Raw genomic sequence first — 23,175 nt, 5'->3', positions numbered from 1 at the left:
AAAAGCATCGCGGGCAAGCCCGCTCCCACACGGATTTTCATTCGCTCAAAAAACCTGTGGGAGCTGGCTTGCCAGCGATGAGGCCATCACAGTCAACGCCAAAAAACTCAGGAACCCCATCATGCCCACCCTCCACAAAATCCTGATCGCCAACCGCGGTGAAATCGCCTGCCGCATCCAGCGCACGGCGCAGGCGCTGGGTTATCGCACCGTCGCCGTTTTCAGCGACGCCGACGCCGATGCGCTACACGTGCAAATGGCCGACCAAGCTGTACATATCGGCCCGGCGCCGGTGCAGCAGTCCTACCTCAACATTGCGGCGATACTCGACGCCGCCCGCCGCAGCGGCGCCGATGCAATTCACCCCGGCTACGGCTTCCTCTCGGAAAACGCCGATTTCGCCCGCGCCTGCGCCGAAGCCGGGCTGATTTTCATCGGCCCCAGCGCCGAAGCGATCGAACTGATGGGCAGCAAACGCCTGTCGAAAATCGCCATGCTCGACGCCGGCGTGCCGTGCATTGCCGGCTATCAAGGCGCAGCGCAGGACGACGCGACGCTGCTGGCCGAAGCCGAGCGCATCGGCTATCCGCTGATGATCAAGGCCAGCGCCGGCGGCGGCGGACGCGGCATGCGCCTGGTGCACGAGGCCAGCGAACTGGCGGCGCAACTGCGCACCGCGCGGTCCGAAGCAATGAACGGTTTCGGTAGCGACGAGTTGATTCTCGAGCAAGCGTTGGTCGAGCCACGCCATGTCGAAGTACAGCTGTTCGGCGACCAGCACGGCCATCTGGTCTATCTCGGCGAACGCGATTGCTCGATCCAGCGCCGCCATCAGAAAGTCATCGAAGAAGCGCCGTGCCCGGTGATGACCGCCGAGCTGCGCCAGGCCATGGGCGAAGCGGCGCTCAAGGCCGGGCGCGCGGTGGATTATGTCGGCGCCGGCACCGTGGAGTTCCTCCTCGACGCACGCGGGCAGTTCTACTTTCTGGAGATGAACACCCGTCTGCAGGTCGAGCATCCGGTGACGGAATTGATCACCGGCCTCGATCTGGTCGCGTGGCAACTGCTGGTTGCCGAGGGCCAGCCGCTGCCGCTGACGCAGGAGCAGATCCGTCTCGACGGTCACGCCATGGAAGTGCGCCTCTACGCTGAGGATCCCGCTGCGGATTTTCTCCCGCAAACCGGCCGAATTGCCGCATGGCAACCGGCTTCGGATCACGGTGCGCGCATCGATCACGGTCTGCTTGAAGGTCAGTCGGTCAGCCCGTTCTACGACCCGCTGCTGGGCAAACTGATCGCCCACGGCGCAACCCGCGAAGAGGCGCGACGCAAATTGTTGCGTGCGGTGCAGGACACCGTGCTGCTTGGCGTTCAAAGCAACCAACGCTTGCTCGAAGGCCTGCTGCAACATCCGCAGTTCATCAGCGGCGACTTCAGCACCGCTTTCATCCAGCAACATTTTTCCAGCCATGCCTGCCTCAACACTTATGTGCCGACGACGGCGCAACTGGCGATTGCCGTGGTGTTGTTCTATCAGGCCAGCGCCCTGCCCCATCGCACCCCATTGAATGGCTGGCGCAACAATGCCAGCGTGCCGTTGCACTATCGACTCGGCAGTGACGAGCAGGACTGGACGCTGTCGGTGCTGGCGCGCAAATTCGGCGAGTTGGTCGTGCAGGCTGGCGAAAGCACTGTGGCGGTGAAAATCATTGAGCACGCCGCGCAATCGATCACCATCGAAGTCGACGGTCTGCGCCAATGTCACGCCTATCGTCTGCACGATCGGCAGCTGTGGCTGTTCACCCATCCGGGCAGCCTGCGCCTGGAGGATCGAACTCATGCGCCGATCGACAGTCAGACCAGCGTCGCCTCCGGCACCCTGAAAGCCCCGATGGACGGTGCCATTGTCGATGTGCTGGTAAGCGAGGGCAGTACGGTCAGCAAGGGTCAATTGCTGGTGGTGCTGGAGGCAATGAAAATGGAGCATCCGCTGAAGGCCGGCATCGATGGCGTGCTCAAACGGGTGCAAGTGAAGGTTGGCGATCAGGTAAAAAATCGTCAGGTTCTGTTGCAGGTCGAGTAGTCGCCCGGGCACAAGCGCGGGGTTTGACTACGCTCTGATAAATCAGAACGCGGAAATCAGGAACCCTGCGATGCCCCATTGGCTGGTCATAGATCTGGAAGCCACCACAGACGAGGGTGGCTGGCCGGTCACGGAAATGGAAATTATCGAGATCGGTGCGACCCTGGTCGACCGCGCCGGGCGCGAGCAGGATCACTTCCAGCGCTTCGTCAAACCGACCCGCCGGCCATTGCTGACGCCATTCTGTCGGGAGCTGACACACATCACTCAGGCCAACATCGATTCGGCGCAACCGCTGAGCGAAGTCTGGCCGGCCTTTGAGCGTTGGCTGGCGCAGCATCAGGCTCGCCTTGAAGGCTGGGCCAGTTGGGGCGGTTACGATCGCCAGCAGTTGCTCCAGGAGTGGCAGCGCCTGAACATCGACAGCGGCCTGAGCAAAGTCCCGCACATGAACCTCAAACAGCGCTTCGCCAAGGCCCGGCGCCTGGAACGACCGCTGGGGCTCAACGGCGCGTTGCAACTGGCGGGCATGCAGTTCAACGGCCAACAACATCGCGCGCTGGAAGATGCCCGCAATACTGCACGGTTATTGCCGCTGGTCCTGCCGCTTTAGACGCGTGACGGCGCGAAAAGCCTTGTGCATACTGGCCGCCCCCTTTTAAGCCCTTTTCGAGGAATCCGCCCATGTTTAAAGTCAACGAGTACTTCGACGGCACCGTCAAGTCGATCGCCTTTGGCACCGCTGAAGGTCCGGCGACCATTGGCGTCATGGCCCCGGGCGAATACGAATTCGGCACCAGCCAGCGCGAGATCATGCACGTGGTGTCCGGCGCGCTGAACGTGAAACTGCCAGACAGCAGCGACTGGGAAAACTTCGCCGCCGGCAGCCAGTTCAACGTTCCGGCCAACAGCAAGTTCCAACTGAAAGTCGAAGTGGATACCGCTTACCTGTGCGAATACCGCGGCTGATCCCGCCGGTTTCACAGCGCAAAAAAATGCCCGTGTCCAAAAGACCCGGGCATTTTTCGTTTCAGGGAAAGTCTATTCGAGAATTTCCACCGGCATGCCGACTTCCAGGCGGCCGTTGCCGTCATTGACCAGATTCTGCCCGAACATCGCGCCATCGGCGGTGCTGCGGTGTTTCTGTAACGTCGCGAACGGCTCACGATCAGCACTGCGCTCACCGGTTTGCGGGTCGACGGTGGTCATGATGCAACGCGCACATGGCTTGACCACGCGGAATTCGATATCGCCGATGCGAATGCGTTTCCATTGGTCCTCGGCATAAGGCGCGCTGCCTTCGATCACCAGATTCGGACGGAAGCGCAGCATCTCCAGCTCTCGCCCTACCGTTTCCGAGAGCGCCAGCCGCGAGGCTTCGCCGATCAGCAGCAATGGATAACCGTCGGCGAACGCCACTTGATCGTCATCCTTGCCGAAACCCGACTGCGTGGTGCGTGCCCGCTCCAGCGGCATCTGCACCAGACGTGTCGGCTTGCCGAGGAAGTCACTGACAAAACGCGCGGCTTGATCGCCGGCGTCCGGCACCCGCAGCGTGTCACGCCAGATCGTCACACCGCGCAGCTCGGCGTCGGCAGCGGGCAGCGCGACTTCGATAGATCCCTGCTCGGGAGCGCTGAGGGTCAGACCGCCGCTGGCATTCCACAAAGCAGACAACTGACTCATCTTCGCTTCGGCACGCTGGGTCAGAAAGCGCCCGCTGGCCTCGTCCACCAGCATCCAGCGTCGGTCGCCCGCCAGCCCGAGCTTGTCCAGCTCGATGCTTTGCAGGATTTCGCCCTTGCCGGATTTCAACGGGTAACGATAAAGCGCGCTCAGACGCAGCATGGCCAGCTTCCTTGGAGGAAAAACGCCACCCTATACGAGCTTCAATACCGAATCAAAGCCGTCATTAATGTAAATACACTCCAGTGGGAGCGAGCCTGCTCGCGAAGAGGCCGGCACATTCACCATCAATGTGTCCGACCCGCCGCTTTCGCGAGCAGGCTCGCACAGGAAGCAAGATGGGCGTGTTTCAGGCCGGCACGGCGTCCAGCATCAGACGCTGGCGCACCACGTCGACCAGTTTGTCCGGCTGGAATTTGGAGAGGAAGTTGTCGCAACCGACCTTCTTCACCATCGAGTCGTTGAAACTGCCCGATAGCGAAGTGTGCAGCACGACGTACAGGCCACGCAGGCGAGGGTCGTTGCGGATCTCCGTGGTCAGGCGATAGCCGTCCATTTCCGGCATTTCCGCATCGGTGAAGATCATCAGTAGTTTGTCGGTCATGTGCACGCCGGTATCGGCCCAGGCCTTGAGCATGTTCAAGGCTTTCAGACCGTCGCTGGCAATGTGCATCTTCACCCCGAGCTGGCCGAGGGTATCGCGCAATTGCGATAGCGCTACGTTGGAGTCGTCCACCAGCAACACTTCGCGGCCACGGGCGCGCTCCAGTACCGGGTCGTCGAGTTTCTCGCGCGAGACCTTGGCGTTGTACGGGACGATTTCAGCGAGGACTTTCTCGACGTCGATGATCTCCACCAGTTGATCGTCGACCTTGCTGATCGCGGTCAGATAATGCTGGCGGCCAGCACTGGTCGGCGGCGGCAGAATGGCTTCCCAGTTCATGTTGACGATGCGGTCGACACCGCCGACGAGGAAGGCCTGCACCGAACGGTTGTATTCGGTGACGATGATCGTGCTGTTCGGGCCCGGCACCAGTGGGCGCATGCCGATTGCCTGGGACAGGTCGATCACCGGCAGGGTCTGCCCGCGCAGATTGACTACGCCGCAGACGAAGGGATGACGCTGCGGCATCAGGGTCAGCTTGGGCAGTTGCAGCACTTCCTGAACCTTGAACACGTTGATCGCGAACAGCTGGCGTCCGGCCAGGCGAAACATGAGGATTTCCAGGCGATTCTCACCCACCAGTTGCGTGCGTTGGTCTACCGTGTCGAGAATGCCGGCCATCAATGACTCCTGGGCTTGTTCTGATGAATTCACTATGGGGGTTTATCGGCTGCATTCAGCTAATCTTGATTGCTGTAAAGCGCGCCGCTAAAAATGCCACAAACGGCCATTGATGTCACACTGACATCATGCTTTACTGGCAATCGTGATTTCATCTGCTAGATTCATTGCGGCGCGACCTCGGTTTGCACGTTAGGTTCCCGCGCCTAAGGGATTCCCCTAGGATCAATCAGGCCCAACCTGATATTCGCCATTTCCAATAGCCATTACTGTGACGCCATTCTCATTGCATGAACGGAGTCAGGCTATTGTGTGCGATCGCAATTCAGTGGCAACCCACCCTCTGGAACCCCTCGGTCCGTGCACCTGCACCGCCGGGCGCGATCTGCCGACGATTCACGATCGTCGCCACACACGGCCATCCGTCAACCAACACGACGTGGTGGAGATGAACATGCCAATCGACCGTAAAGACTGGGCGCAACGCTTCCCCGAATTTCTGGTCGAGGCCGAAACGCTTCTCGCCAAGTCCGAAGAATGCCTGAGCCATCTGCAACTGATCAGCAATGACAAGGATGCCATCGACTGCATGCTCGGCACTCTGCTGAAGCTGGCCGGCCGCGCCGAAGCCTTGGCGCTGGAAGCAATCTCCGAGTTTTCCCTGCACATCTACAGTCTGCTGAATCTGACCCAGGATCGCGTCGACCTGCACGAACAGGCCCTCGATGCCTTGCGAGACTGTTTCACCCTGATGGCATGGCAGCTTGAGCTGGTCGATCATAAAACCGGACAACTGAGCCTTGATGGCAGCGAGCAGACAGCCCTGCTTGAGGCCTTCGCGGCACAAATGGGCCAGGACACGTTCGAGCCGAAGATGATGAGCAAACGTTTGCTCTCTGCGTCCCTGATAGCGCACCAGGCTTAAGCCTGCAATCCGCGATATTGTCGTAAATGAATGCTTCGTACCTGAAAGCGACAATCCGGGGCAAATAATTTGCCCGACCAACGGCTGATTTCCAGATGCCGCCATCAGGGTTTTCCCTGTGTGTTCCCAGAGACACTTCCAGGCAAATCGAAGTCGTCCAACTACAAGAATTCCAACTTTTTCCAATATGGAACTTGCGTCCACGATCCGGTATTTCCTGACTGAATGGACATATATAGCGACCGCGACCAACGGTATGTTAAGTGGTATTATGCCGCCGGTTAATTACCTGTCGTTTAATGGCACAGTGACTCCAGCGTTTCATTAGCAATGTTATTGCCGGTCAATGATTGCTTAACGAATGCGGTATGAATCAATAACATAATTGACAGTATTTCCACACAGAGATCCGCCAGTCACCGGTCGGTCTGCCCGCAGCGAACATCCATTGGCTCCATCCGTTATGTACGCCAGTCTCAAGTCACTCATTACATGGCCACCTTCTCGGGAAAACGCCCGGCGCTTCACACTTGTTCTGTGTGTTCTGGCGACCTTGGGCAGTCTGCTGGCGTATGTTGTTTCCGCACGCCTTCCCTTGGGATTGCTGGCACTCGACGTTGCCGCCACCGCGTGCGTCTGGGTGCAATATCGCTTGTCGCGCAAATCGATCAAGTTTCAGCCACAAGAGCTGGCTGATCGACTGCTGCAAGTCCAGGAAAACGAACGACATCGCCTCAGCCGTGAATTGCACGACGATATCGGCCAGTTGCTCACCGCCGCGAAGCTGCAAAGTGACTGGCTCAAACGCCGCCTGCCGGAAGATCTGCAGGAACAATGCAAGGTCCTCTGCGACACGCTGGATGAAACCCTGACCAAGGTGCGTGACGTCTCGGCGATTCTCAATCCACGTCAATTGACCAGCCTGGGCCTCGAAGCCAGCCTGCGTGCGCATTTGCTCAAGACACTGGCCAACACGCCGGTCAACTGGAGTCTCGATTGCCAGCAACGGCTCAACGGCATCCCCGAGGAAATGGCCGTCGCCGCGTTTCGCATTGCCCAGGAAGCCGTGACCAACATCCTCCGGCACGCACAGGCAAAAAACCTGTTGATTCGGGTACAGCGATTGCCGCAAGGTCTGACGCTGTTGATCAGTGATGACGGCCTGGGTTTTGCCCCGGCGGCCGACCCGGCCAGAGAAGGTCAACGCGGCATGGCCGGAATGGCCGAGCGCATCGAACAGTTGGGCGGCACATTGAGCGTTATCAGCGAGCCGGGCAAAGGCACTCGAATCGAAGCACTTTTCCCGTGGGCGCCGCGAGCGCTCGAACGGGCCAGTACGAATAAGGTTATGCGTTGACTTGTAACTTACTTCTGGTGGATGACCACTCGCTGATCAGAGCCGGCGTGCGTGCTCTGGTTCTGGATATTCCCGGTTACGCGGTAATCGGCGAAGCCAGTGATGGTTCGCAATTGCTCGAAATGGTCGAGCAACTGAGCCCCGACATCGTATTGCTGGACATCTCGATGAGGGAAACCGGTGGCCTGGAAGCGCTGCAACGCCTCAAGCGCGTTCGGCCGCAGAGCAAAGTGCTGATCCTGTCGATGCACACCGATCCAGCGCTGATCATGCAGGCGCTGGAATCCGGTGCCCATGGCTACCTGCTCAAGGACACCACGGCGACCGAGCTCGAGCACGCGCTGGAAGCCCTGCGCAACAACGAACGCTATCTCAGCCCGGCCATCGCTCACACCGTGATCAATCAGGCACTGACCCGCAACCAGAAAAGCCAGCCGGACATCGCCGATTCGCACAATCTGACCGCGCGCCAGCTGGAAATCCTTCGCCTGATCGTGCGCGGCAAATCGACCCGGGAAATCGCCAATGGCCTGGGCTTGAGCGTCAAGACCGTGGAAACCCACCGCGCACAGATCATGAAGCGCCTGCAGATCTATGACGTGGCGGGCCTGGTGCTGTTCGCCGTGCGCGAGCAGATCATCAGTCTTGATGACTGACTGGCGTCAGTTGACTCAATAGCGGCGAGTCCTTTGGCAAGTGCACCTGCAACGCTGCGGGTTTCGCAACAAAACGCAGACTGTCGCCTTCCAGCGGCTCGCCGTCGAGATTGATGCTCAGCCCTTCGGCGACCTTGATCTCGACCCACGGCAATCGCGCCCGCACAAACATATTGTCGAGGCCGAAGCCCTCGCTCAGCAGATTCTTCAGCGTGCCGACCAGTTCTTGCGGTGCCGGCAGGATACTGATGTCCAGCAAACCATCATCGACTTGTGCCTCGGGGCACAGCACATGGCCGCCACCCGCCTGCCGCCCGTTGCCGATTCCCAGTGCGAGCAGTTCACCCTGCCAATGAAAGTCCGGCCCCTGCAACTCGCCATATGCGGCATGCAGCTCGCTGAACCGGGTCAGGCCGGTAAACAGATAAGCGGCGCCGCCCAAGACCTTTTTCAAGTCTTCCGAAGTATTGGCGGTCACCTGGCTACCGAATCCGCCGGTCGCCATGTTCAGGAAAATCTGCCCGCCTACTTCGCCCAGATCGATATCCGAGGGCTGAACATCTAGCAACTCAAGGGCTTCGGCAGGCTCCAGGGAAATACCGGCGGCACGGGAAAAATCGTTGGCGGTGCCCAGCGGCAGGAGGATTAGACTGGCTTTTTGCGGATGCTGCGCCAGCGCTTCGGCAATATCGCGCAAGGTGCCATCACCGCCACCGGCGATGATTTTGCTGTAGCCGGCCGCCAACGCTTCCTCGACCAGACGCTGGGCGTCGCCAGCCTCCCAGGTCACTCGGACAGCCAGTTCCCAGCCTTGCTCACGCTTGGCTTCGACGGCAGCGCGGACATCTTCGTTGAGTGCCTGTTTGCCATGCAAGATCAGCAGTGCCCGGCGTTCACTCATAACGTCACTCCAAGAATTGAAATCGATTGAAACATCTTGACCACTGCGCGCGTTAAAAAAGCCGCAGGGATGGCAATTAATTGCTTTTCAAACGGCCAGCGTCCTACACAGCGGTATTTTTTCGTACGGAACAAGAGGAATCGGCTTAATTGACCCCGTCCGATCATTGGGTCACCGTGTGCCGGCAGCACCAACTTTCAACTCAATAACACAAGGATGTGCCGGTAATGAACGGATACCCCGCGATTCATCTCCATGAATCGAGCAATGGAATAATCAGCAAGCGTGCAGTTGCTACGACCAGCGAGTACTTCCATGCGCAACCATGAAACCAAGGCACCGGTAAGCCCGGTCGCCGCTCTCGCCGAAAGTCGTGCCAGCAAGAAACCAGAATTCTGTAACAGCGCCAAGACCCCTGGAGAGTTTGATATGGAACCCCGAGTCAGCGAGCTGGAGACTCACTTCAAATACATGCGCCGCGACATGGACGAAGTGCTCAATGATGTGCGGACGATCAAACACCGTCTGGCGTATTCGGCGGGTGCTACCGCTGTCATCCTCGGACTGCTGGGATGGGTGGCCAACAGCCGATTCGACCAGTTGGTGACGTTGATCAGCAACTGACCGAATCAATTGTTGCACGCGCCGTGCTTACCCGCCGACGCGTGCATGGGCAAGACCGGCTACCCCAGCAGGTCACTGAGGGGAATGAAGCTCACTTCATCACCCTCGCTCAGCGTGCGGCCCTCTCGGACTTCCACCAACCCGTCGGCCCACGCGGCGCTACGCAGCACACCCGAACTCTGGTTGCGGTAAATGATTGCGCGCCCCTGCTCCAAACGCCCGCGCAAATATTCACGACGGTTGCCGGCCACCGGCCAGACAAAGCCTGCTGGCACTGCAAACTTGAGCGGTTCGACGGCTTGCACACCCAGGCGACGCAAAAGATAAGGCCGCGTCAGCAGGGCGAACGTCACCAGCGTCGAGGCGGGATTGCCGGGCAGGCCAATCACCGGCACGTTGCGAAAATGGCCGAAGGTCAACGGCTTCCCGGGCTTGATGGCAAGCTTCCACAGGGCCAGCTCGCCTTCTTCACGCAGGGCAATACCGAGGAAATCCGCCTCACCGACCGAGACACCGCCGGTAGACAGAATCAGATCGACGTCTTGTAATTCGCCCAGCCGCGCCCGCGTGGTGGGCAGATCGTCCGGGAGAATTCCGCCATCAATCACTTCACAACCCAGACGCTGCAGCCAACTGCACAGAAGTACGCGATTGCTGTTGTAGATCTGGCCCGGCCCCAATGCCTGGCCGGGTTCAACCAGCTCGTCGCCGGTGGACAAAACAGCGACGCGAGGTTTGCGCACGACATTGAGGCCGGCACAGCCAAGCGAAGCAGCCAGGCCTTGCTCAATCGGTCCGAGCCGGGTTCCAGCTTGCAGTACCAATTCGCCGACCGTGGTTTCCTGCCCTTGCGGACGAATGTTCTGCCCGGCCTTCAAAGGCTCAAGAAAGCGCACTCGGCCGTCGGCCTGAACTTCGGCGTTTTCCTGCATCTCGACACAGTCAGCGCCCGGCGGCAGCGGTGCCCCGGTGAAGATGCGTGCGCAGGTGCCTGGTTCCAAAGGAAGTGGAGATTGCCCGGCGAAGACCTTTTGACTGACCGGCAGCGGCTCGCCTTGCCAATCCGCCAGGTTCAAGGCGTAGCCGTCCATGGCGCTGTTCGGCCATGGAGGCAGATCCAGCGTCGAGATCAAATCTTCCGCCAGCACCCGCCCTTCGACTTGAGCCAGCGGCAAGTTCTCGCGCTCGACAATGCGCGACGCATCGGCCATGGCCAGCAAACGCTCGAGCGCCGTTTCGACAGGCAGCAAACTGCCGGTCTTGCCCGGCTTACCCACGGGATTCACAAGGCGCCGCCTGCTTGAGATGGGTGACGAAGTTGCACGGACGATGACGGGCGTCCAGTTGCTCAGCGAGAATGCCGTCCCAACCGGTGCGCACTGCATTGGTCGAACCCGGCAGGCAGCACACCAGCGTGCCGTTGGCCAGACCTGCCAAGGCCCGAGATTGCACAGTCGAAGTGCCGATATCAGCCACGGAAATCTGGCGGAACAGTTCGCCGAATCCGTCGACCTGTTTGTCGAGCAGGCAGGCCACCGCTTCCGGTGTGCTGTCACGCCCGGTAAAGCCGGTGCCGCCGGTGATCAGCACGACTTGAACCACATCGTCGGCAATCCAATTGGCGACTTGCGCGCGAATTTTGTAGAGATCATCTTTAAGCAAAACACGCTCGGCCAGCGCGTGACCGGCCGCGATCAAGCGATCGACGAAGACCTGGCCGGAGGTATCGGTTTCCAGGGTTCGGGTGTCGCTGACAGTCAGCACCGCAATATTGAGCGGCACGAAAGGTACATCAGCCTTGGCTTTCATAGGCTCTTCCAGTTGTAGGGGAAACAGCCCGGTGTTATATCACAGCGGCTCATTTTTCCGCCGCCCCTCTGGAGAGTCGTCATGCCCTCGAACAACCCGTTGCCACCCTGCTCCGTCCTGCTTCTGGCCGGTGGACGCGGTCAGCGCATGGGCGGTCAGGACAAGGGACTTATCGAGTGGCTGGGCGAGCCTTTGATCGCGCATTTGCAGCGCAAGGTGCGTTCGTTGACCGACGATCTGATCATCTCGTGCAACCGCAATCGCGAGCGTTATGCCGGATTTGGCGATCAGTTGGTGATGGATGATGAAGGCGATTTCCCCGGGCCGTTGGCCGGGATTCGGGCAGGGCTGAAGGCTGCACGGCACTCGCATTTGCTGGTGTTGCCCTGCGATGTGCCGCGAATCGACGAGGCGCTGCTGAAGGACATGCTGGTGACTGCCGATCAGCAACATGAAAAACCTTTAATGCTGCGCCATGGCGAACATTGGGAACCGCTGCTGTGCGTGATTCCGGTGGCGCTGTTGCCAGAGTTCGAAGCGGCATGGAATGCAGGCGAGCGCAGCCCGGGGCGGGTGATGCGCAGTCTCGGCGCCGTCGCGTTGCAATGCCCTGACAACGACCCGCGACTGGCCAACCTCAACACCCCGGAATTGTTACATCTGCACAACACTGTGTCAGACTGACACTATCCAAGGAACTCTCACGCCTTGTTTACGTCTCAAGCTCAGTAACCAGAAGATTTCCCATTCGGAGACACACTCATGACTCAACGGACCCTCGCCACTTTCATGCTCGCACTGGGCCTGGCAACCCTCGCAGGTTGCTCCTCGCCAACAGTGATCACCTTGAATGACGGTCGCGAAATCCAGGCCGTCGACACCCCGAAATACGATGATGATTCGGGCTTCTACGAGTTCCAGCAGCTGGACGGCAAAGAGACCCGCATCAACAAGGATCAGGTTCGTACCGTTAAAGAGCTGTAAGGCTCCGCGTCGTTACCGGATACAGAAAAGCCCGCATTGTCATGCGGGCTTTTTCATGGGCGCTCGGAAAGCAGTTTCAGCATTACCACTGCAAGGTGATTTGACTCTCGAACTCCCGCAATTCACCGGTCACCGGGTCAGTGAAGCGCAGGCCCTGCGCAAGCAGCTTCAACGGGTTGGCGTAATCGTCCTCGACATCTTTCAACACAGTCGGATAAAACGGATCGTTGCAAATACTCGCGCCCAGCGCCGTCATGTGCACCCGCAGCTGATGCTTTTTGCCGGTCACGGGATACAGGCCATAGCGCCACAGATCACCATTTTTCTCACGCACCTCGACCGCCGTTTCGGTATTGCTGGCGCCAGGCCCTTCTTGCATACGGAAAAACGGCTCGCCATCGACCAAACGGCTCTTGTGCACCAAAGGGAAATTCAGCTCTGGCAGCGCCGGGGCAATCGCTTCATAGCGCTTGTCGATCTGCCGGGTCGGGAACAATGACTGATAGGCCGAGCGGGTCTGCGGATTGGCCGAGAAGATCACCAGCCCTGCGGTGTGCCGGTCAATGCGGTGCAGCGGCACCAGATGCGGATTGTCCAGCCGACGGATCAGCCGGCGCAGCAGGGTTTGTTCGACATATTCCCCGGCCGGGGTGACTGGCAGAAAATGAGGTTTGTCGGCCACTACCAGATGTTCGTCAGCGTAGAGAATCGACTCGAGCACCGGGATCGGCTTTTCGTCCGGCACCTCACGAAAGTAATGAATGCGCAGCCCTTCCTTGTAGGGCAAGTCTAGCGCAATCGGCTGACCCTGCGCATCCAGCACCCGTCCGCGAGCAATCCGGTCGAGCCATTGTTCGCGGCCGATGGCACTGAAGTGTTCGCACAGGCAATCGAGTACCGTCAGCCAGGGACCGGGCGGCAAATACAAGGTGCTGGCCTGATTGTGCGCAGCGGAAAATACGGGGCTGGTCATACGAAACAGAAATCCTCAATGCAGGCCGGCATTATCCAACAGTGAGGCAAAGCCACCTAGCGCAGTTTGATCAGGCCGGAATCGACTTGAGGGCCGCCGCTTCGGTGAACTCCTTCAGCCAGCGCAACACATCGACCGCTTCCCAACGCCCAGGATCGTACAACGCGTACAACAGTCCCTGATAACCGACCACATCCAGCTGCTTGTGATAACCGGCGCGTTGAAAAAGGGCTTCGATTTCGGCAAAGCAGGTATTGAAATGCAGCTTGTTGAATGGCGTCTTGCCTTCCGTGACCAGCCCGTCCAGGCGCAATTCGAGGACGGCCTCGCGCACCACGTCCACCGACATCCGGTTAACGCTGCTCTTCAACTGTTCGACATTGACCACGGTTCATCCCTCTGACTCGATTGCTGTATGGACATACAGTAACCGAAGAATTCAGCGAGCGCCAACGCAAGGATGTATCGCTGCGACCAGCGGAAAGGATCAAGGCAAAATCAGCAGCCTAAAAATGCCACTACCTGGTCGCCACTGAACGGCCAATCCAGCTCAGCGCCGGTGTCAACCCGCCGCAGTACCGGGATGCGCAAGCTGTATTTTTCGAACCACGATTCGTCTTCGGCGATGTCCACCAATTCAACCAGCAGACCATGCTCGACGAAGGGCATCAGCTCGGCTTCGGCAACTTCACACAGATGACACCCGAGGGTGCCGAACAGCTGACATTCTGGAGACATGACGGCATTACCGGAAAACAAGTGAGCCCATTCTAGGACGCCACTAAACCCTCGTCGACCCGGCGCCGCCCAAAGGACCCAGCGCTCCCGGCGCAAAATCCTGACGCAAATCATTCAGCGCAAATTGCAAATGCGTCATCCTCGCGGACTTTTTGCCTCTACGCTTCAGAGGCCAACGCCCTGACAGCGGAGTGTCCCGTGTTTGCAAATCTGTTGATCATCCTCGCCTCATCCCTGGTGGTGATTGCCCTGTTCCGGCGCCTGCGACTGCCGCCGGTGCTGGGTTACCTGTGCGTGGGATTACTGGTCGGGCCGAACGCATTCGACTGGGTCAACGAGAGCGAACATCTGCCCGATGTCGCCGAGCTGGGCGTGGTGTTTCTGCTGTTTTCGCTGGGTCTGGAGTTCTCCCTGTCGAAGATGATTGCGCTGCGTCAGGTGGTGTTTCGCCTCGGCAGTCAGCAAGTGCTGATCAGCACAGCGCTGCTCGGCACACTGTTGATGGGCCTGGGCATGCCGCTGATGCCGGCGCTGTTGCTCGGTGCAGGGTTATCGCTGTCATCCACGGCGATCGTGACCAAGGAGCTGGGCAGTCTTGGTGAAGTATTCAGCAGCCACGGCCAGAACGCGGTCGGCGTGTTGCTGTTTCAGGACGTTGTCGCGGTATTGCTGCTGACACTGGTTCCGGTCTTCGCCGGCACCAGCGAGCAGGCCTGGTACTGGGCCTTGCCGTTGACCCTGGGCAAAACCGTGGTGCTGTTCTTCGGCCTGCTGCTCGCCAGTCGCTGGTTATTGCCACGGCTGTTTCATGAGGTGGCGGCCTCGCGCTCTGCGGAGCTGTTCGTCCTGCTGGCGCTGGTGATCGTGCTGCTGACTGCCTGGCTCACGCACTTGTTGGGGCTGTCGCCTGCACTCGGCGCTTTCCTCGCCGGCATGTTGCTCGGGGAAAGCCATTACCGGCACCAGATCGAAGCTGACATCCGGCCCTTTCGCGACATTCTGCTCGGCGTGTTCTTCGTCAGCATCGGCATGCTGATCGACCTGCAATTGTTCGTCAGTCACAGCCTGTTGATCATCGGCCTGACGCTGGGTCTTATGCTGATCAAGGGCATCGTGGTCGCGCTGCTGGTGAGGTGGCGCGGCAGTGACAGCGAAACCGCATGGCGCAGCGGCCTGGCCCTGGCCCAGGGTGGCGAATTCTGTTTTGCTTTGATGGCGCAGATGCAGCAAAACAGCCTGTTGCCGGCCGAACCGGGCGCCCTGCTGCTCGCGGCGACGTTCTGTTCGATGCTGCTCACGCCACTGCTGTTGCGCGCGGCGCCGCGCATCGCCGCCGTGCTGCACCGCAAGCCCAATCAGGAGGCGCAGATCGAGCAGATCAGCGCGCTCAACGCCGACCTCGACCAGCACGTGGTGATCTGCGGCTACGGACGCGTCGGCCAATCCATCGGCCGTTTCATGGGCAACGCCGGGCAAGCCTATGTTGCGCTGGACAACGATCCGGTGCGCGTGCAGGAAGCCGCATCTGCGGAAAGCGACGTGCATTACGGCGACTCGGCGCGTGGCGATCTGCTTACTGCGGTTGGCCTGTTGCGCGCCAGGCTGCTGGTGATTTCCGTGGATCAAAGTGACGTGGCGTTGCGCATTTTGCGTGAAGCCCGCCGCCTCAACCGACAGGTGCCGATTCTGGTACGCACCCGTGACGACAGCCAATCGGCGGAACTCAGAGCTGCCGGCGCCACCGAGGTGGTGCCGGAGCTTCTGGAGTCAAGCCTGATGCTCGCTTCACACGCGCTGATCATGCTTGGCCTGCCCGCACACAAAGTGCAGGAGAAGGTCGATCAAGTGCGTATCGATCGCTATCGCCTGCTCCACGGTTTCTATCCCGGAGCCAATGATGAGGAAATCTAGTCCTGACTCACCGCGCCGATCTTGTGCAGTGACAGGTCGGCGCCGTAATACTCTTGTTCCTGACTCAGGCGCAGCCCATGCAATGCCTTGATCGCGCCGTAGACGACGAAGCCGCCAACCAGCGCTACCGCGACGCCAAGCGCAGTGCCGATCAACTGGCTGATCAGGCTGACGCCGCCCAGGCCACCCAGCGCAGACTGACCGAAGATGCCGCAGGCAATCCCGCCCCACACGCCACACAAACCATGCAACGGCCAGACACCCAAGACATCATCGATGCGCCATTTGACTTGCGCAGCGGTAAAGCACCAGACAAACAAGGCTCCGGCGATCGCGCCCGTTACCAGCGCACCGACCGGATGCATCAGGTCGGAGCCGGCGCAAATCGCCACCAATCCCGCCAACGGACCGTTATGCAGAAAGCCCGGGTCATTGCGCCCAACGATCAACGCCGCGACGGTGCCACCGACCATGGCCATCAGCGAGTTGACCGCGACCAGGCCACTGACACCTTGCAGCGTCTGCGCGCTCATCACGTTGAAGCCGAACCAGCCGACAATCAGGATCCACGAGCCCAGCGCCAGAAACGGAATGCTCGACGGCGCGAACGCGACAAGGCGCCCATCGCGGTAGCGACCATTGCGCGGGCCGAGCAGCAGAACAGCGGCCAACGCCAGCCAACCGCCCACGGCATGCACCACCACCGAGCCGGCGAAATCATGGAATGCCGCGCCAAACTGCGCCGCCAGCCAGCCTTGCAAGCCGAAGTTGCCGTTCCAGATCAGCCCTTCGAAAAACGGATAGATAAACGCTACGATCAGCGCCGTCGCGCACAACTGCGGGACGAACCGCGCGCGTTCGGCAATGCCGCCGGAAATGATCGCCGGGATGGCGGCAGCGAAGGTCAGCAGGAAGAAAAACTTCACCAGGCCATAGCCGTGGTCAGCCGTGAGCACCGCCGCCGGTTGCATGAAGGTGACGCCATAGGAGATCCAATAGCCTATAAAGAAATAGGCCAGGGTCGAGACGGCGAAGTCGCTGAGGATTTTCGCCAGCGCGTTGACCTGGTTCTTCTGCCGGACCGTGCCGACCTCCAGAAAGGCGAAACCGGCGTGCATCGCCAGTACCATCACCGCACCGATCAGAATGAACAACGTGTTGGAGCTGTGAACCAGCGTGTCCACAGCGCTTTGCAGATTTTCCATGAGGAGGCAGACCCAAGGCTAAAAGGCACCAAAGCGGTTCATGCGGGCATTTCATGCACCAAATTACGACTCACCAGTCATTTAACGGCAGGGTCGATGAACTGATTTGGCGCATGAATCGATGTCCGAACACGAACCGCCGGCAAATGAATTAGAGTTTTTCTGCTTGGACGCCCGGCAACAGCGCACCTACGCCGAGCGACGCACCACGACACAGCAAAAGTTGTACCAGGCATTTGCACTGAACCTTCGCGCAAGGCTCATACTCGAACGCTTCAAAGCCACCTACGGAGATCCACCCATGGCCAGCATCAAGGCAAAGACTGCTCAAGAAATCCTGATGAACGACTTCCAGACTCTGGTCGCCGACACCGAACGCCTGCTCGAGCACACCAAGACCCTCGCTGGTGATCAGGCCGATGAGCTGCGTGCCCAGATTCACGACAGCCTGCTGCGTGCCCGGGAAACCCTGAAAGTGACTGAAGACACCCTGCGCGAACGCGGTCAGGCGGCGGTCACCGCTACTGAAGACTATGTATCGGCCAACCCATGGCAATCGGTGGGCATCGCTGCCGGCGTCGGCTTTCTGATCGGCCTGCTGGCAACTCGGCGCTGATCATGTCGATCGGTGAATCCGGCCCGACTACGGGCACCGCCTCCTCCACACGTCGCCTCGGCGCTGCCGTTCTGGGCCTGCTGCACAGTCATGTCGAACTGTTCGGCATCGAACTGCAGGAGCAGAAATCACGCACTGTCAGCCTGCTGCTGTTCGCCGGCCTGGCGCTGGTGTTTGCCCTGCTGTTGCTGGTAGGTCTGTCGACGCTGGTGATGATCATCTTCTGGGACACCTACCGCCTGGCAGCGATCATCGGCCTGTGCGTGTTTTATACACTGGCGTCGATCTTCTGCGGCCTGCGCCTCAAAGCGGCGATTTTCGATGAGTCCTCACCTTTCCACGGCACGCTCGAAGAGCTGGCCAACGACCGGGAGCGTCTGCTGCCATGAGCCTGCCTGAACTTCCGCACAACAGCTCGCGCCGGGAAATGCGCAAGGCGCTGATCCGCCTGCGCATGGAAATGCATCGTCAGGAAATCCGCCACGAGACCGCGCAAGTGTTGCAACCGTTGCAGCGCATGCGTGGCATGAAGCAGAACGTGCAGGACGTTTTCGGCATCAAGCACGCGCCGTTGTGGGGCGTGGCGGCGGTGACGCTGCTGGGTTTCCTCACCGGCAAAGGCTCGAAACGCAGCAGTGGTGGCGGTTTGACGCGACTGCTGCGTCTGGGCACGACGCTCGGGCCGCTGATCAGACTGGTCATGCACAGCTCGGGCAAACGCTGAAGCGCCCTTCTGGCTACATTCTTGCTATAGCGCCGGGATGAATCTCCTTATCGGGAGATTCCATCCCGCGTGCCTATCCGGCAAGCGCGGCCAAACCAAAAACAAGATTAAGGACTTGCCGTGATCGACGGGCAACCGCTCGCCTGTTTTCAGCCTTTCATCGATACCGCCACCGGCCGCATTGCAGGCGTCGAAGCATTGGGTCGCCTGCGTCAGAGCGATGGTCAACTGACCTCGGTAGGACCGTTGTTCGCCGATCCGCGCACGCCGGCCACTGCCTTGCGCCGTCTCGATCGGCAGATCCGTGACCACGCCCTCAGCCGCCTGCATGAAGCGCCGGCCGAGTGGTTTCTCAGCCTGAACATGTCGCCACGCTGGATCAGCCGCCTGCGCGCCGATCAAGCGCTGCCAAGTCTCAAACAACTGGCGCGACACCAGGTTGATCCGCAGCGCATCGTATTTGAAATCACCGAACTGGGTGGTAACAGCGAACGCCTGGCCCACGTGGTCGGGCGCTACCGTAACGCAGGGGCGAGAATCGCCATCGATGATTTTGGCGCCGGCTATTCGCAGCTGGATCGGGTACTGGCCCTGCAACCGGACATTCTCAAGCTCGACATGCGCCTGTTTCAGGCTGCTGCCCTCGGCGGACCGAGCAGCGATGTGGTCAAGGCACTCGCGCAAATGGCCGAGAAAACCGGCTGCTGGATCATCGCCGAAGGCGTCGAAACCGAAGCGCAGCTGAATTTTGCTCTGGAATGCGGTTCGCGCTACGTGCAGGGTTTTCTCTTCGCCCGGGCGCAGGAAGAGTTCTTCGCTACGGATGCTTTCGTCGCGCATTTCGCGCAATTGCGGCAACGCTACGTGAAGCAGAAACTCAGCGAGCGCGGGCGGTTGATGCAAATGCGTCAGCAGCTCAGCGAACTGATGGCGATTCTGCAGCAATGGGCGCAGGCCCGCGCCCCGCTCAGTGCATTGCCGCAATTGCAGGCGTTTCCCTGGCTGCTGCGCTTTTATCAGTGCGACCGCCACGGCACGCAACTGACGCCCAACCTCGAATGGCGCCATGACGGCTGGTTTGCCGATGATCGCTATCTGGGGCACAACTGGTCGTGGCGACCGTACTTCTATCATCTGCTGGCCGAAGGCTGGGAAGAACGCCGCCTGACCCTGTCCAACACCTATCGCGATGCCACCAGCAACCAGTATTGCCTGACTGCGGGGCAGTTTTTCGATAACGGCGAACGGCTGTTGCTGATCGATATCGATGCGGCGGGTCTGTAGTTCCGCTTGCAGGCGCGCAGCCGAACCGGGAAGCTAGGGCGATCAGTCACCAGACGGAGAGAATCAGCCTTGGATTGGCCTACCCTGCTCAACCGCGAACGCCTCGGCAAGCCGCTGCACAGCCCGCAAGAACTCGGCCGCAGCCCTTTTCACAAAGACCATGACCGCATCATTTTCTCCGGTGCCTTCCGCCGCCTCGGGCGCAAGACCCAAGTGCACCCGGTCACCAGCAACGATCACATTCATACCCGCCTGACCCACTCGCTGGAAGTCAGCTGTGTCGGCCGTTCGCTGGGCATGCGTGTCGGTGAAACCTTGCGCAGCGCGCTGCCAGACTGGTGCGACCCGGCCGACCTCGGCATGGTCGTGCAATCGGCTTGCCTGGCGCATGACATCGGCAATCCGCCGTTCGGCCATTCCGGCGAAGACGCGATTCGCCACTGGTTTCAACAAGCCGCCGGGCGCGGCTGGCTGGACGGCATGAGCGAGGCCGAGCGTGGTGATTTCCTCAATTTCGAAGGCAATGCTCAAGGCTTTCGCGTGCTTACGCAGCTGGAATATCACCAGTTCGACGGCGGCACGCGCCTGACCTACGCGACGCTGGGCACCTATCTGAAGTACCCGTGGACCGCGCGCCACGCCGACTCCCTCGGCTACAAGAAACACAAGTTCGGCTGCTATCAGAGCGAGCTGCCGCTGCTCGAACAGATCGCTCACAAGCTCGGCCTGCCGCAAATCGAAGACCAGCGCTGGGCACGCCATCCGTTGGTGTACTTGATGGAGGCGGCCGATGACATCTGCTATGCGCTGATCGATCTCGAAGACGGTCTGGAAATGGAGTTGCTCGAATACGCCGAAGTCGAATCGTTGCTGCTCGGCCTGGTCGGTGACGACTTGCCGGAAACCTATCGCCAGCTCGGCCCGCAGGATTCCCGGCGGCGCAAACTGGCGATCCTGCGCGGCAAGGCCATCGAGCACCTGACCAACGCGGCAGCGCGGGCATTTGTCGAACAGCAGGATGCTCTGCTCGCCGGCACGCTGCACGGCGATCTGGTCGAACACATGCACGGGCCGGCGAAGCGCTGCGTGTTGAACGCCAAGGACATCGCGCGCAAGAAAATTTTTCAGGACAAGCGCAAGACCCTGCATGAGATCGGCGCGTACACGACGCTGGAGATCCTGCTCAATTCGTTCTGCGGCGCCGCGCTGGAGCAGCACAACGGTCGCACGCCGTCGTTCAAGAGCCGGCGCATCCTCGATTTGCTTGGCAACAATGCGCCGGATCCGCAGGGTTCGTTGCACAGCTCGTTTCTGCGCATGATCGACTTCATCGCCGGCATGACCGACAGTTACGCCAGTGACATGGCACTGGAAATGACCGGGCGTTCAAGTCACTGAGTCTTGAGGGGGCAGCCGGTCACTGATCTGACCGGCTGACCACCATGAGAGTTTTCGCTGAATGCCCCTGTGAACCAGCTGAGATTCAACTACGCTTGACCCATTAACCCGATCAAATAAACACCGCTGATTAAACGCAACTTTAAACATCGACAAATAATTGAATATCAATATTGGCCTCGGATCATTTCAATCTTCGGCCAATTGATTGCTCGCCCGTCCTTACGCCGAACCTAATTTCAACGTAGTCTCTTTCCTCATTACGCGTAGGATTAATCCGATAACGTAGTCGCGACACTACCAGTCCATGCGAGTGCTCATGCATCTGAGCTAAGGTGCGCGCTTTATTCATGCTTGCATGGGACTCTATTTATGAACTCCGTTTTTATTGTGGACGATCATCCAGTGATCCGCCTCGCCGTGCGAATGCTCCTGGAACATGAAGGCTACAAGGTCGTCGGCGAGACCGATAACGGTGTCGATGCCATGCAGATGGTCCGTGAATGCATGCCCGACCTGGTCATTCTCGATATCAGCATCCCCAAGCTGGACGGCCTCGAAGTACTGGCCCGCTTCAACACCATGGGTTCCAATTTCAAGATTCTGATTCTGACGGCGCAGTGTCCTACGCTGTTCGGCATTCGTTGCATGCAATCCGGCGCATCGGGATATGTCTGCAAGCAGGAAGACTTGAGCGAATTGGTCAGCGCAATCAAAGCGGTACTTTCCGGTTATAACTATTTCCCCAGTCAAGCGCTTAATCCGGTGCGCGCCGACGACACTCGATACGCTGAACTTGAACTGTTCAAATCCGTCAATGACCGCGAACTGATGGTATTGCAGTTATTTGCTCAGGGACGTACCAACAAGGAAATAGCCAAGGGCATGTTTCTGAGCAACAAAACCGTCAGCACTTATAAGCAATAATTTCCTATGTACACATAATACGAACTTTCACTATGGAGGCTGGGCAAGCCTGAAGGCATTGCCGCTAAGCGCTGATCGCATGGTGACTCGCGACAGGGCTACCGCAGTCTCCAGCATTGAGTGACTGATTAACCGACCGCGGCTATCATCGCTGGCTATTTGCCACGAATGGATCACGGCTAGGTGCCAGAGGGTTAGTAATTATGGGGTTATGGGAGCCAGTGAATGGAGTTTTTTGGAGTACCCCCCCTGCCGTGCCGGGTGAGGGGTGGCCGCTATCGGTGACCATCATCGCTGCATTGGTAGCAGCGTTTGCTTTCGCGGCAGCGTTGAGATTCCTCGTGCAGAAGATCAAGCCAGCAGGGTTGCATCTACGCGAGCATCTGGTGGAGATCGGCGGCGGACTGACCCTCACTTATTTGGTCATAGTTGTTGTGGTGATATGGGGGCGTGCTGACACCCTCATGACCATGCCGTTAAACGAGGTTGGCGATTTTCTAGCCGGTGCGTTCGGGCCAGTGGCATTTCTCTGGCTGGTCTTCGGCTTCCTCCAGCAGGGCGATGAACTGCGGCAAGGCACCAAGGCATTGGAACTACAGGCTTTTGAACTCAAGAATTCCGTAGAGCAGCAGTCAATTATGGCTGCCGCTGCAACCCAGCAAATAGACGCGCAACGGGCCGCATTGCAGTTGCAGCTGGATGAGATTGACCGTGTTAACCGGGCAAACTTTGTTTTCAATCACGGCTCTCGAAGCGCCAGCGGTGCGCCGGGCTCTCGGGTTGAAACAAGTGTGGAAGTCGGCTGTTCCGGTGCCAACGCCTACGACGTTCGTGTTGTGTTTGAGCCGCCAATAGGAAATACAGCCTTAGTCGAGCTCGAGCAGATAAGCCAAAGCCGAAAGTCTAAAATCGTACTTGTCTTCCAGAATCCGTCTGAGGATGTTTTGGGATTTGTCACACTTAGCTACAGAGGCGCTGACGCCAAGGAGCGAGAAGAGAAATTCGTCTACTCCATCCGCGCCGCCGACCCTTGGGTAAAGGTCAAATCCTAGATTACGTCTTGGTATTTTAAGTAGGGGCATCCTCTGC

At 59.2% G+C, this 23,175-nt stretch carries 25 protein-coding genes and 1 pseudogene; 17 read left to right on the top strand and 9 right to left on the bottom strand.

Features of this window, described 5'->3' with window-relative positions; translation table 11 throughout:
• The first annotated feature begins 121 nt into the window (after positions 1–121).
• The 3 genes from D8U60_RS26335 to D8U60_RS26325 all read left to right on the top strand — a co-directional run bounded on the left by D8U60_RS26335 (position 122) and on the right by D8U60_RS26325 (position 3,052).
• On the top strand, positions 122–2,083 hold the full coding sequence (locus D8U60_RS26335; RefSeq protein ID WP_130901315.1) for an acetyl/propionyl/methylcrotonyl-CoA carboxylase subunit alpha: 1,962 nt from the start codon (positions 122–124) through the stop codon (positions 2,081–2,083).
• A 70-nt stretch (positions 2,084–2,153) separates the two neighbouring features.
• Entirely contained in the window at positions 2,154–2,696 is a 543-nt protein-coding gene (locus D8U60_RS26330) for an exonuclease domain-containing protein (RefSeq protein WP_024013686.1), read from the top strand.
• A 71-nt stretch (positions 2,697–2,767) separates the two neighbouring features.
• Positions 2,768–3,052, top strand: a complete 285-nt coding sequence (locus D8U60_RS26325; RefSeq protein ID WP_122700117.1) for a pyrimidine/purine nucleoside phosphorylase — start codon at positions 2,768–2,770, stop codon at positions 3,050–3,052.
• Between the two features lie 72 nt (positions 3,053–3,124).
• Here the strand turns inward: D8U60_RS26325 and D8U60_RS26320 are convergent, their stop codons facing one another.
• Together D8U60_RS26320 and D8U60_RS26315 are read right to left on the bottom strand one after the other, a co-directional pair.
• Positions 3,125–3,931, bottom strand: a complete 807-nt coding sequence (locus D8U60_RS26320; protein WP_130901314.1) for an MOSC domain-containing protein — start codon at positions 3,929–3,931, stop codon at positions 3,125–3,127.
• Positions 3,932–4,118: 187 nt separating this feature from the next.
• Positions 4,119–5,054, bottom strand: a complete 936-nt coding sequence (locus D8U60_RS26315; RefSeq protein WP_016770829.1) for a chemotaxis protein CheV — start codon at positions 5,052–5,054, stop codon at positions 4,119–4,121.
• A 454-nt stretch (positions 5,055–5,508) separates the two neighbouring features.
• Here D8U60_RS26315 and D8U60_RS26310 point away from each other — a divergent pair, with 454 nt between their 5' ends.
• From D8U60_RS26310 to D8U60_RS26300, 3 genes are all read left to right on the top strand, one after another.
• A complete protein-coding gene (locus D8U60_RS26310) occupies positions 5,509–5,979 on the top strand; it encodes a hypothetical protein (protein ID WP_024013689.1) in 471 nt (156 codons plus the stop codon).
• 463 nt (positions 5,980–6,442) lie between these two features.
• Positions 6,443–7,336 (top strand): sensor histidine kinase, encoded by an 894-nt coding sequence (locus D8U60_RS26305; protein ID WP_122700119.1) that lies wholly within the window; start codon positions 6,443–6,445, stop codon positions 7,334–7,336.
• On the top strand, positions 7,333–7,992 hold the full coding sequence (locus D8U60_RS26300; RefSeq protein WP_041478445.1) for a response regulator transcription factor: 660 nt from the start codon (positions 7,333–7,335) through the stop codon (positions 7,990–7,992). The genes D8U60_RS26305 and D8U60_RS26300 overlap by 4 nt, the downstream gene beginning before the upstream one ends.
• Here the strand turns inward: D8U60_RS26300 and yegS are convergent.
• Positions 7,976–8,893, bottom strand: a complete 918-nt coding sequence (gene yegS / locus D8U60_RS26295; protein WP_122880985.1) for a lipid kinase YegS — start codon at positions 8,891–8,893, stop codon at positions 7,976–7,978. The two genes, D8U60_RS26300 and yegS, sit on opposite strands and share 17 nt — an antisense overlap.
• 315 nt (positions 8,894–9,208) lie before the next feature.
• Here yegS and D8U60_RS27745 point away from each other — a divergent pair, with 315 nt between their 5' ends.
• A complete protein-coding gene (locus tag D8U60_RS27745; protein ID WP_177435498.1) occupies positions 9,209–9,517 on the top strand; it encodes a hypothetical protein in 309 nt (102 codons plus the stop codon).
• 59 nt (positions 9,518–9,576) lie between these two features.
• Here D8U60_RS27745 and glp read toward each other — a convergent pair whose 3' ends face one another.
• Together glp and moaB are read right to left on the bottom strand one after the other, a co-directional pair.
• A complete protein-coding gene (gene glp, locus D8U60_RS26285) occupies positions 9,577–10,803 on the bottom strand; it encodes a gephyrin-like molybdotransferase Glp (RefSeq protein ID WP_130901313.1) in 1,227 nt (408 codons plus the stop codon).
• Complete coding sequence (moaB, locus tag D8U60_RS26280; protein ID WP_016770598.1) at positions 10,787–11,326, bottom strand: molybdenum cofactor biosynthesis protein B; 540 nt, start codon at positions 11,324–11,326, stop codon at positions 10,787–10,789. Before moaB ends, glp begins: the two co-directional genes overlap by 17 nt.
• Positions 11,327–11,407: 81 nt before the next feature.
• Between moaB and mobA the strand changes: the two genes are divergently transcribed.
• Both mobA and D8U60_RS26270 read left to right on the top strand, forming a co-directional pair.
• Positions 11,408–12,010, top strand: coding sequence for a molybdenum cofactor guanylyltransferase MobA (gene mobA / locus D8U60_RS26275; RefSeq protein WP_130901312.1), 603 nt, complete (start codon positions 11,408–11,410; stop codon positions 12,008–12,010).
• 78 nt (positions 12,011–12,088) lie between these two features.
• On the top strand, positions 12,089–12,310 hold the full coding sequence (locus tag D8U60_RS26270) for a YgdI/YgdR family lipoprotein (RefSeq protein ID WP_016770600.1): 222 nt from the start codon (positions 12,089–12,091) through the stop codon (positions 12,308–12,310).
• 82 nt (positions 12,311–12,392) lie between these two features.
• Here D8U60_RS26270 and D8U60_RS26265 read toward each other — a convergent pair whose 3' ends face one another.
• The 3 genes from D8U60_RS26265 to D8U60_RS26255 all read right to left on the bottom strand — a co-directional run bounded on the left by D8U60_RS26265 (position 12,393) and on the right by D8U60_RS26255 (position 14,021).
• Positions 12,393–13,283 carry a pseudouridine synthase gene (locus tag D8U60_RS26265; RefSeq protein WP_130901311.1) on the bottom strand — a complete coding sequence of 297 codons (891 nt, stop codon included), beginning with the start codon at positions 13,281–13,283 and terminating at the stop codon, positions 12,393–12,395.
• 70 nt (positions 13,284–13,353) lie between these two features.
• Positions 13,354–13,671 carry a hypothetical protein gene (locus D8U60_RS26260; RefSeq protein ID WP_016770837.1) on the bottom strand — a complete coding sequence of 106 codons (318 nt, stop codon included), beginning with the start codon at positions 13,669–13,671 and terminating at the stop codon, positions 13,354–13,356.
• Positions 13,672–13,781: 110 nt separating this feature from the next.
• On the bottom strand, positions 13,782–14,021 hold the full coding sequence (locus tag D8U60_RS26255) for a glutaredoxin family protein (protein WP_122611525.1): 240 nt from the start codon (positions 14,019–14,021) through the stop codon (positions 13,782–13,784).
• Between the two features lie 198 nt (positions 14,022–14,219).
• Here D8U60_RS26255 and D8U60_RS26250 point away from each other — a divergent pair, with 198 nt between their 5' ends.
• Positions 14,220–15,932 (top strand): monovalent cation:proton antiporter-2 (CPA2) family protein, encoded by a 1,713-nt coding sequence (locus D8U60_RS26250; protein WP_130901310.1) that lies wholly within the window; start codon positions 14,220–14,222, stop codon positions 15,930–15,932.
• Here D8U60_RS26250 and D8U60_RS26245 read toward each other — a convergent pair.
• Positions 15,929–17,137 (bottom strand): ammonium transporter, encoded by a 1,209-nt coding sequence (locus D8U60_RS26245; protein ID WP_041478438.1) that lies wholly within the window; start codon positions 17,135–17,137, stop codon positions 15,929–15,931. The genes D8U60_RS26250 and D8U60_RS26245 overlap by 4 nt on opposite strands.
• Before the next feature lie 301 nt (positions 17,138–17,438).
• Between D8U60_RS26245 and D8U60_RS26240 the strand changes: the two genes are divergently transcribed.
• From D8U60_RS26240 to D8U60_RS26210, 7 genes and pseudogenes are all read left to right on the top strand, one after another.
• Positions 17,439–17,753: a YqjD family protein gene (locus D8U60_RS26240; protein ID WP_016770842.1), complete on the top strand. Its 315-nt coding sequence runs from the start codon at positions 17,439–17,441 to the stop codon at positions 17,751–17,753.
• Positions 17,754–17,755: 2 nt separating this feature from the next.
• Positions 17,756–18,142: a phage holin family protein gene (locus D8U60_RS26235; protein ID WP_016770843.1), complete on the top strand. Its 387-nt coding sequence runs from the start codon at positions 17,756–17,758 to the stop codon at positions 18,140–18,142.
• Positions 18,139–18,477, top strand: coding sequence for a hypothetical protein (locus tag D8U60_RS26230; RefSeq protein ID WP_130901309.1), 339 nt, complete (start codon positions 18,139–18,141; stop codon positions 18,475–18,477). Before D8U60_RS26235 ends, D8U60_RS26230 begins: the two co-directional genes overlap by 4 nt.
• 120 nt (positions 18,478–18,597) lie before the next feature.
• Positions 18,598–19,761 carry an EAL domain-containing protein gene (locus D8U60_RS26225; RefSeq protein ID WP_130901308.1) on the top strand — a complete coding sequence of 388 codons (1,164 nt, stop codon included), beginning with the start codon at positions 18,598–18,600 and terminating at the stop codon, positions 19,759–19,761.
• 69 nt (positions 19,762–19,830) lie between these two features.
• Positions 19,831–21,159, top strand: coding sequence for a deoxyguanosinetriphosphate triphosphohydrolase (locus D8U60_RS26220; protein WP_016770846.1), 1,329 nt, complete (start codon positions 19,831–19,833; stop codon positions 21,157–21,159).
• 372 nt (positions 21,160–21,531) lie between these two features.
• Positions 21,532–22,083: pseudogene (locus tag D8U60_RS26215) on the top strand (response regulator transcription factor); the annotation flags it as partial.
• A gap of 284 nt (positions 22,084–22,367) precedes the next feature.
• Positions 22,368–23,138: a hypothetical protein gene (locus D8U60_RS26210; RefSeq protein ID WP_130901307.1), complete on the top strand. Its 771-nt coding sequence runs from the start codon at positions 22,368–22,370 to the stop codon at positions 23,136–23,138.
• Positions 23,139–23,175 lie beyond the last annotated feature (37 nt).

The sequence above is a fragment of the Pseudomonas sp. Sample_11 genome (genome assembly GCF_004307505.1).
GTDB classification, from domain to species: domain Bacteria; phylum Pseudomonadota; class Gammaproteobacteria; order Pseudomonadales; family Pseudomonadaceae; genus Aquipseudomonas; species Aquipseudomonas atacamensis.
The sequence above is the reverse complement of the archived record's forward strand: the minus strand, read 5'-3'. Positions and strand labels throughout refer to the sequence as shown.

Bases quoted from the DNA above. Each gene is read 5' to 3' on its own strand.
- D8U60_RS26245 (WP_041478438.1), bottom strand. From the start codon at position 17,137: ATGGAAAATCTGCAAAGCGCTGTGGACACGCTGGTTCACAGCTCCAAC.
- D8U60_RS26310 (WP_024013689.1), top strand. From the start codon at position 5,509: ATGCCAATCGACCGTAAAGACTGGGCGCAACGCTTCCCCGAATTTCTG.
- D8U60_RS26320 (WP_130901314.1), bottom strand. From the start codon at position 3,931: ATGCTGCGTCTGAGCGCGCTTTATCGTTACCCGTTGAAATCCGGCAAG.
- D8U60_RS26305 (WP_122700119.1), top strand. From the start codon at position 6,443: ATGTACGCCAGTCTCAAGTCACTCATTACATGGCCACCTTCTCGGGAA.
- D8U60_RS27745 (WP_177435498.1), top strand. From the start codon at position 9,209: ATGCGCAACCATGAAACCAAGGCACCGGTAAGCCCGGTCGCCGCTCTC.
- D8U60_RS26235 (WP_016770843.1), top strand. From the start codon at position 17,756: ATGTCGATCGGTGAATCCGGCCCGACTACGGGCACCGCCTCCTCCACA.
- D8U60_RS26255 (WP_122611525.1), bottom strand. From the start codon at position 14,021: ATGTCTCCAGAATGTCAGCTGTTCGGCACCCTCGGGTGTCATCTGTGT.
- D8U60_RS26325 (WP_122700117.1), top strand. From the start codon at position 2,768: ATGTTTAAAGTCAACGAGTACTTCGACGGCACCGTCAAGTCGATCGCC.
- D8U60_RS26240 (WP_016770842.1), top strand. From the start codon at position 17,439: ATGGCCAGCATCAAGGCAAAGACTGCTCAAGAAATCCTGATGAACGAC.
- yegS (WP_122880985.1), bottom strand. From the start codon at position 8,893: ATGAGTGAACGCCGGGCACTGCTGATCTTGCATGGCAAACAGGCACTC.
- D8U60_RS26270 (WP_016770600.1), top strand. From the start codon at position 12,089: ATGACTCAACGGACCCTCGCCACTTTCATGCTCGCACTGGGCCTGGCA.
- D8U60_RS26230 (WP_130901309.1), top strand. From the start codon at position 18,139: ATGAGCCTGCCTGAACTTCCGCACAACAGCTCGCGCCGGGAAATGCGC.
- D8U60_RS26335 (WP_130901315.1), top strand. From the start codon at position 122: ATGCCCACCCTCCACAAAATCCTGATCGCCAACCGCGGTGAAATCGCC.
- D8U60_RS26330 (WP_024013686.1), top strand. From the start codon at position 2,154: ATGCCCCATTGGCTGGTCATAGATCTGGAAGCCACCACAGACGAGGGT.
- D8U60_RS26265 (WP_130901311.1), bottom strand. From the start codon at position 13,283: ATGACCAGCCCCGTATTTTCCGCTGCGCACAATCAGGCCAGCACCTTG.
- D8U60_RS26315 (WP_016770829.1), bottom strand. From the start codon at position 5,054: ATGGCCGGCATTCTCGACACGGTAGACCAACGCACGCAACTGGTGGGT.
- mobA (WP_130901312.1), top strand. From the start codon at position 11,408: ATGCCCTCGAACAACCCGTTGCCACCCTGCTCCGTCCTGCTTCTGGCC.
- moaB (WP_016770598.1), bottom strand. From the start codon at position 11,326: ATGAAAGCCAAGGCTGATGTACCTTTCGTGCCGCTCAATATTGCGGTG.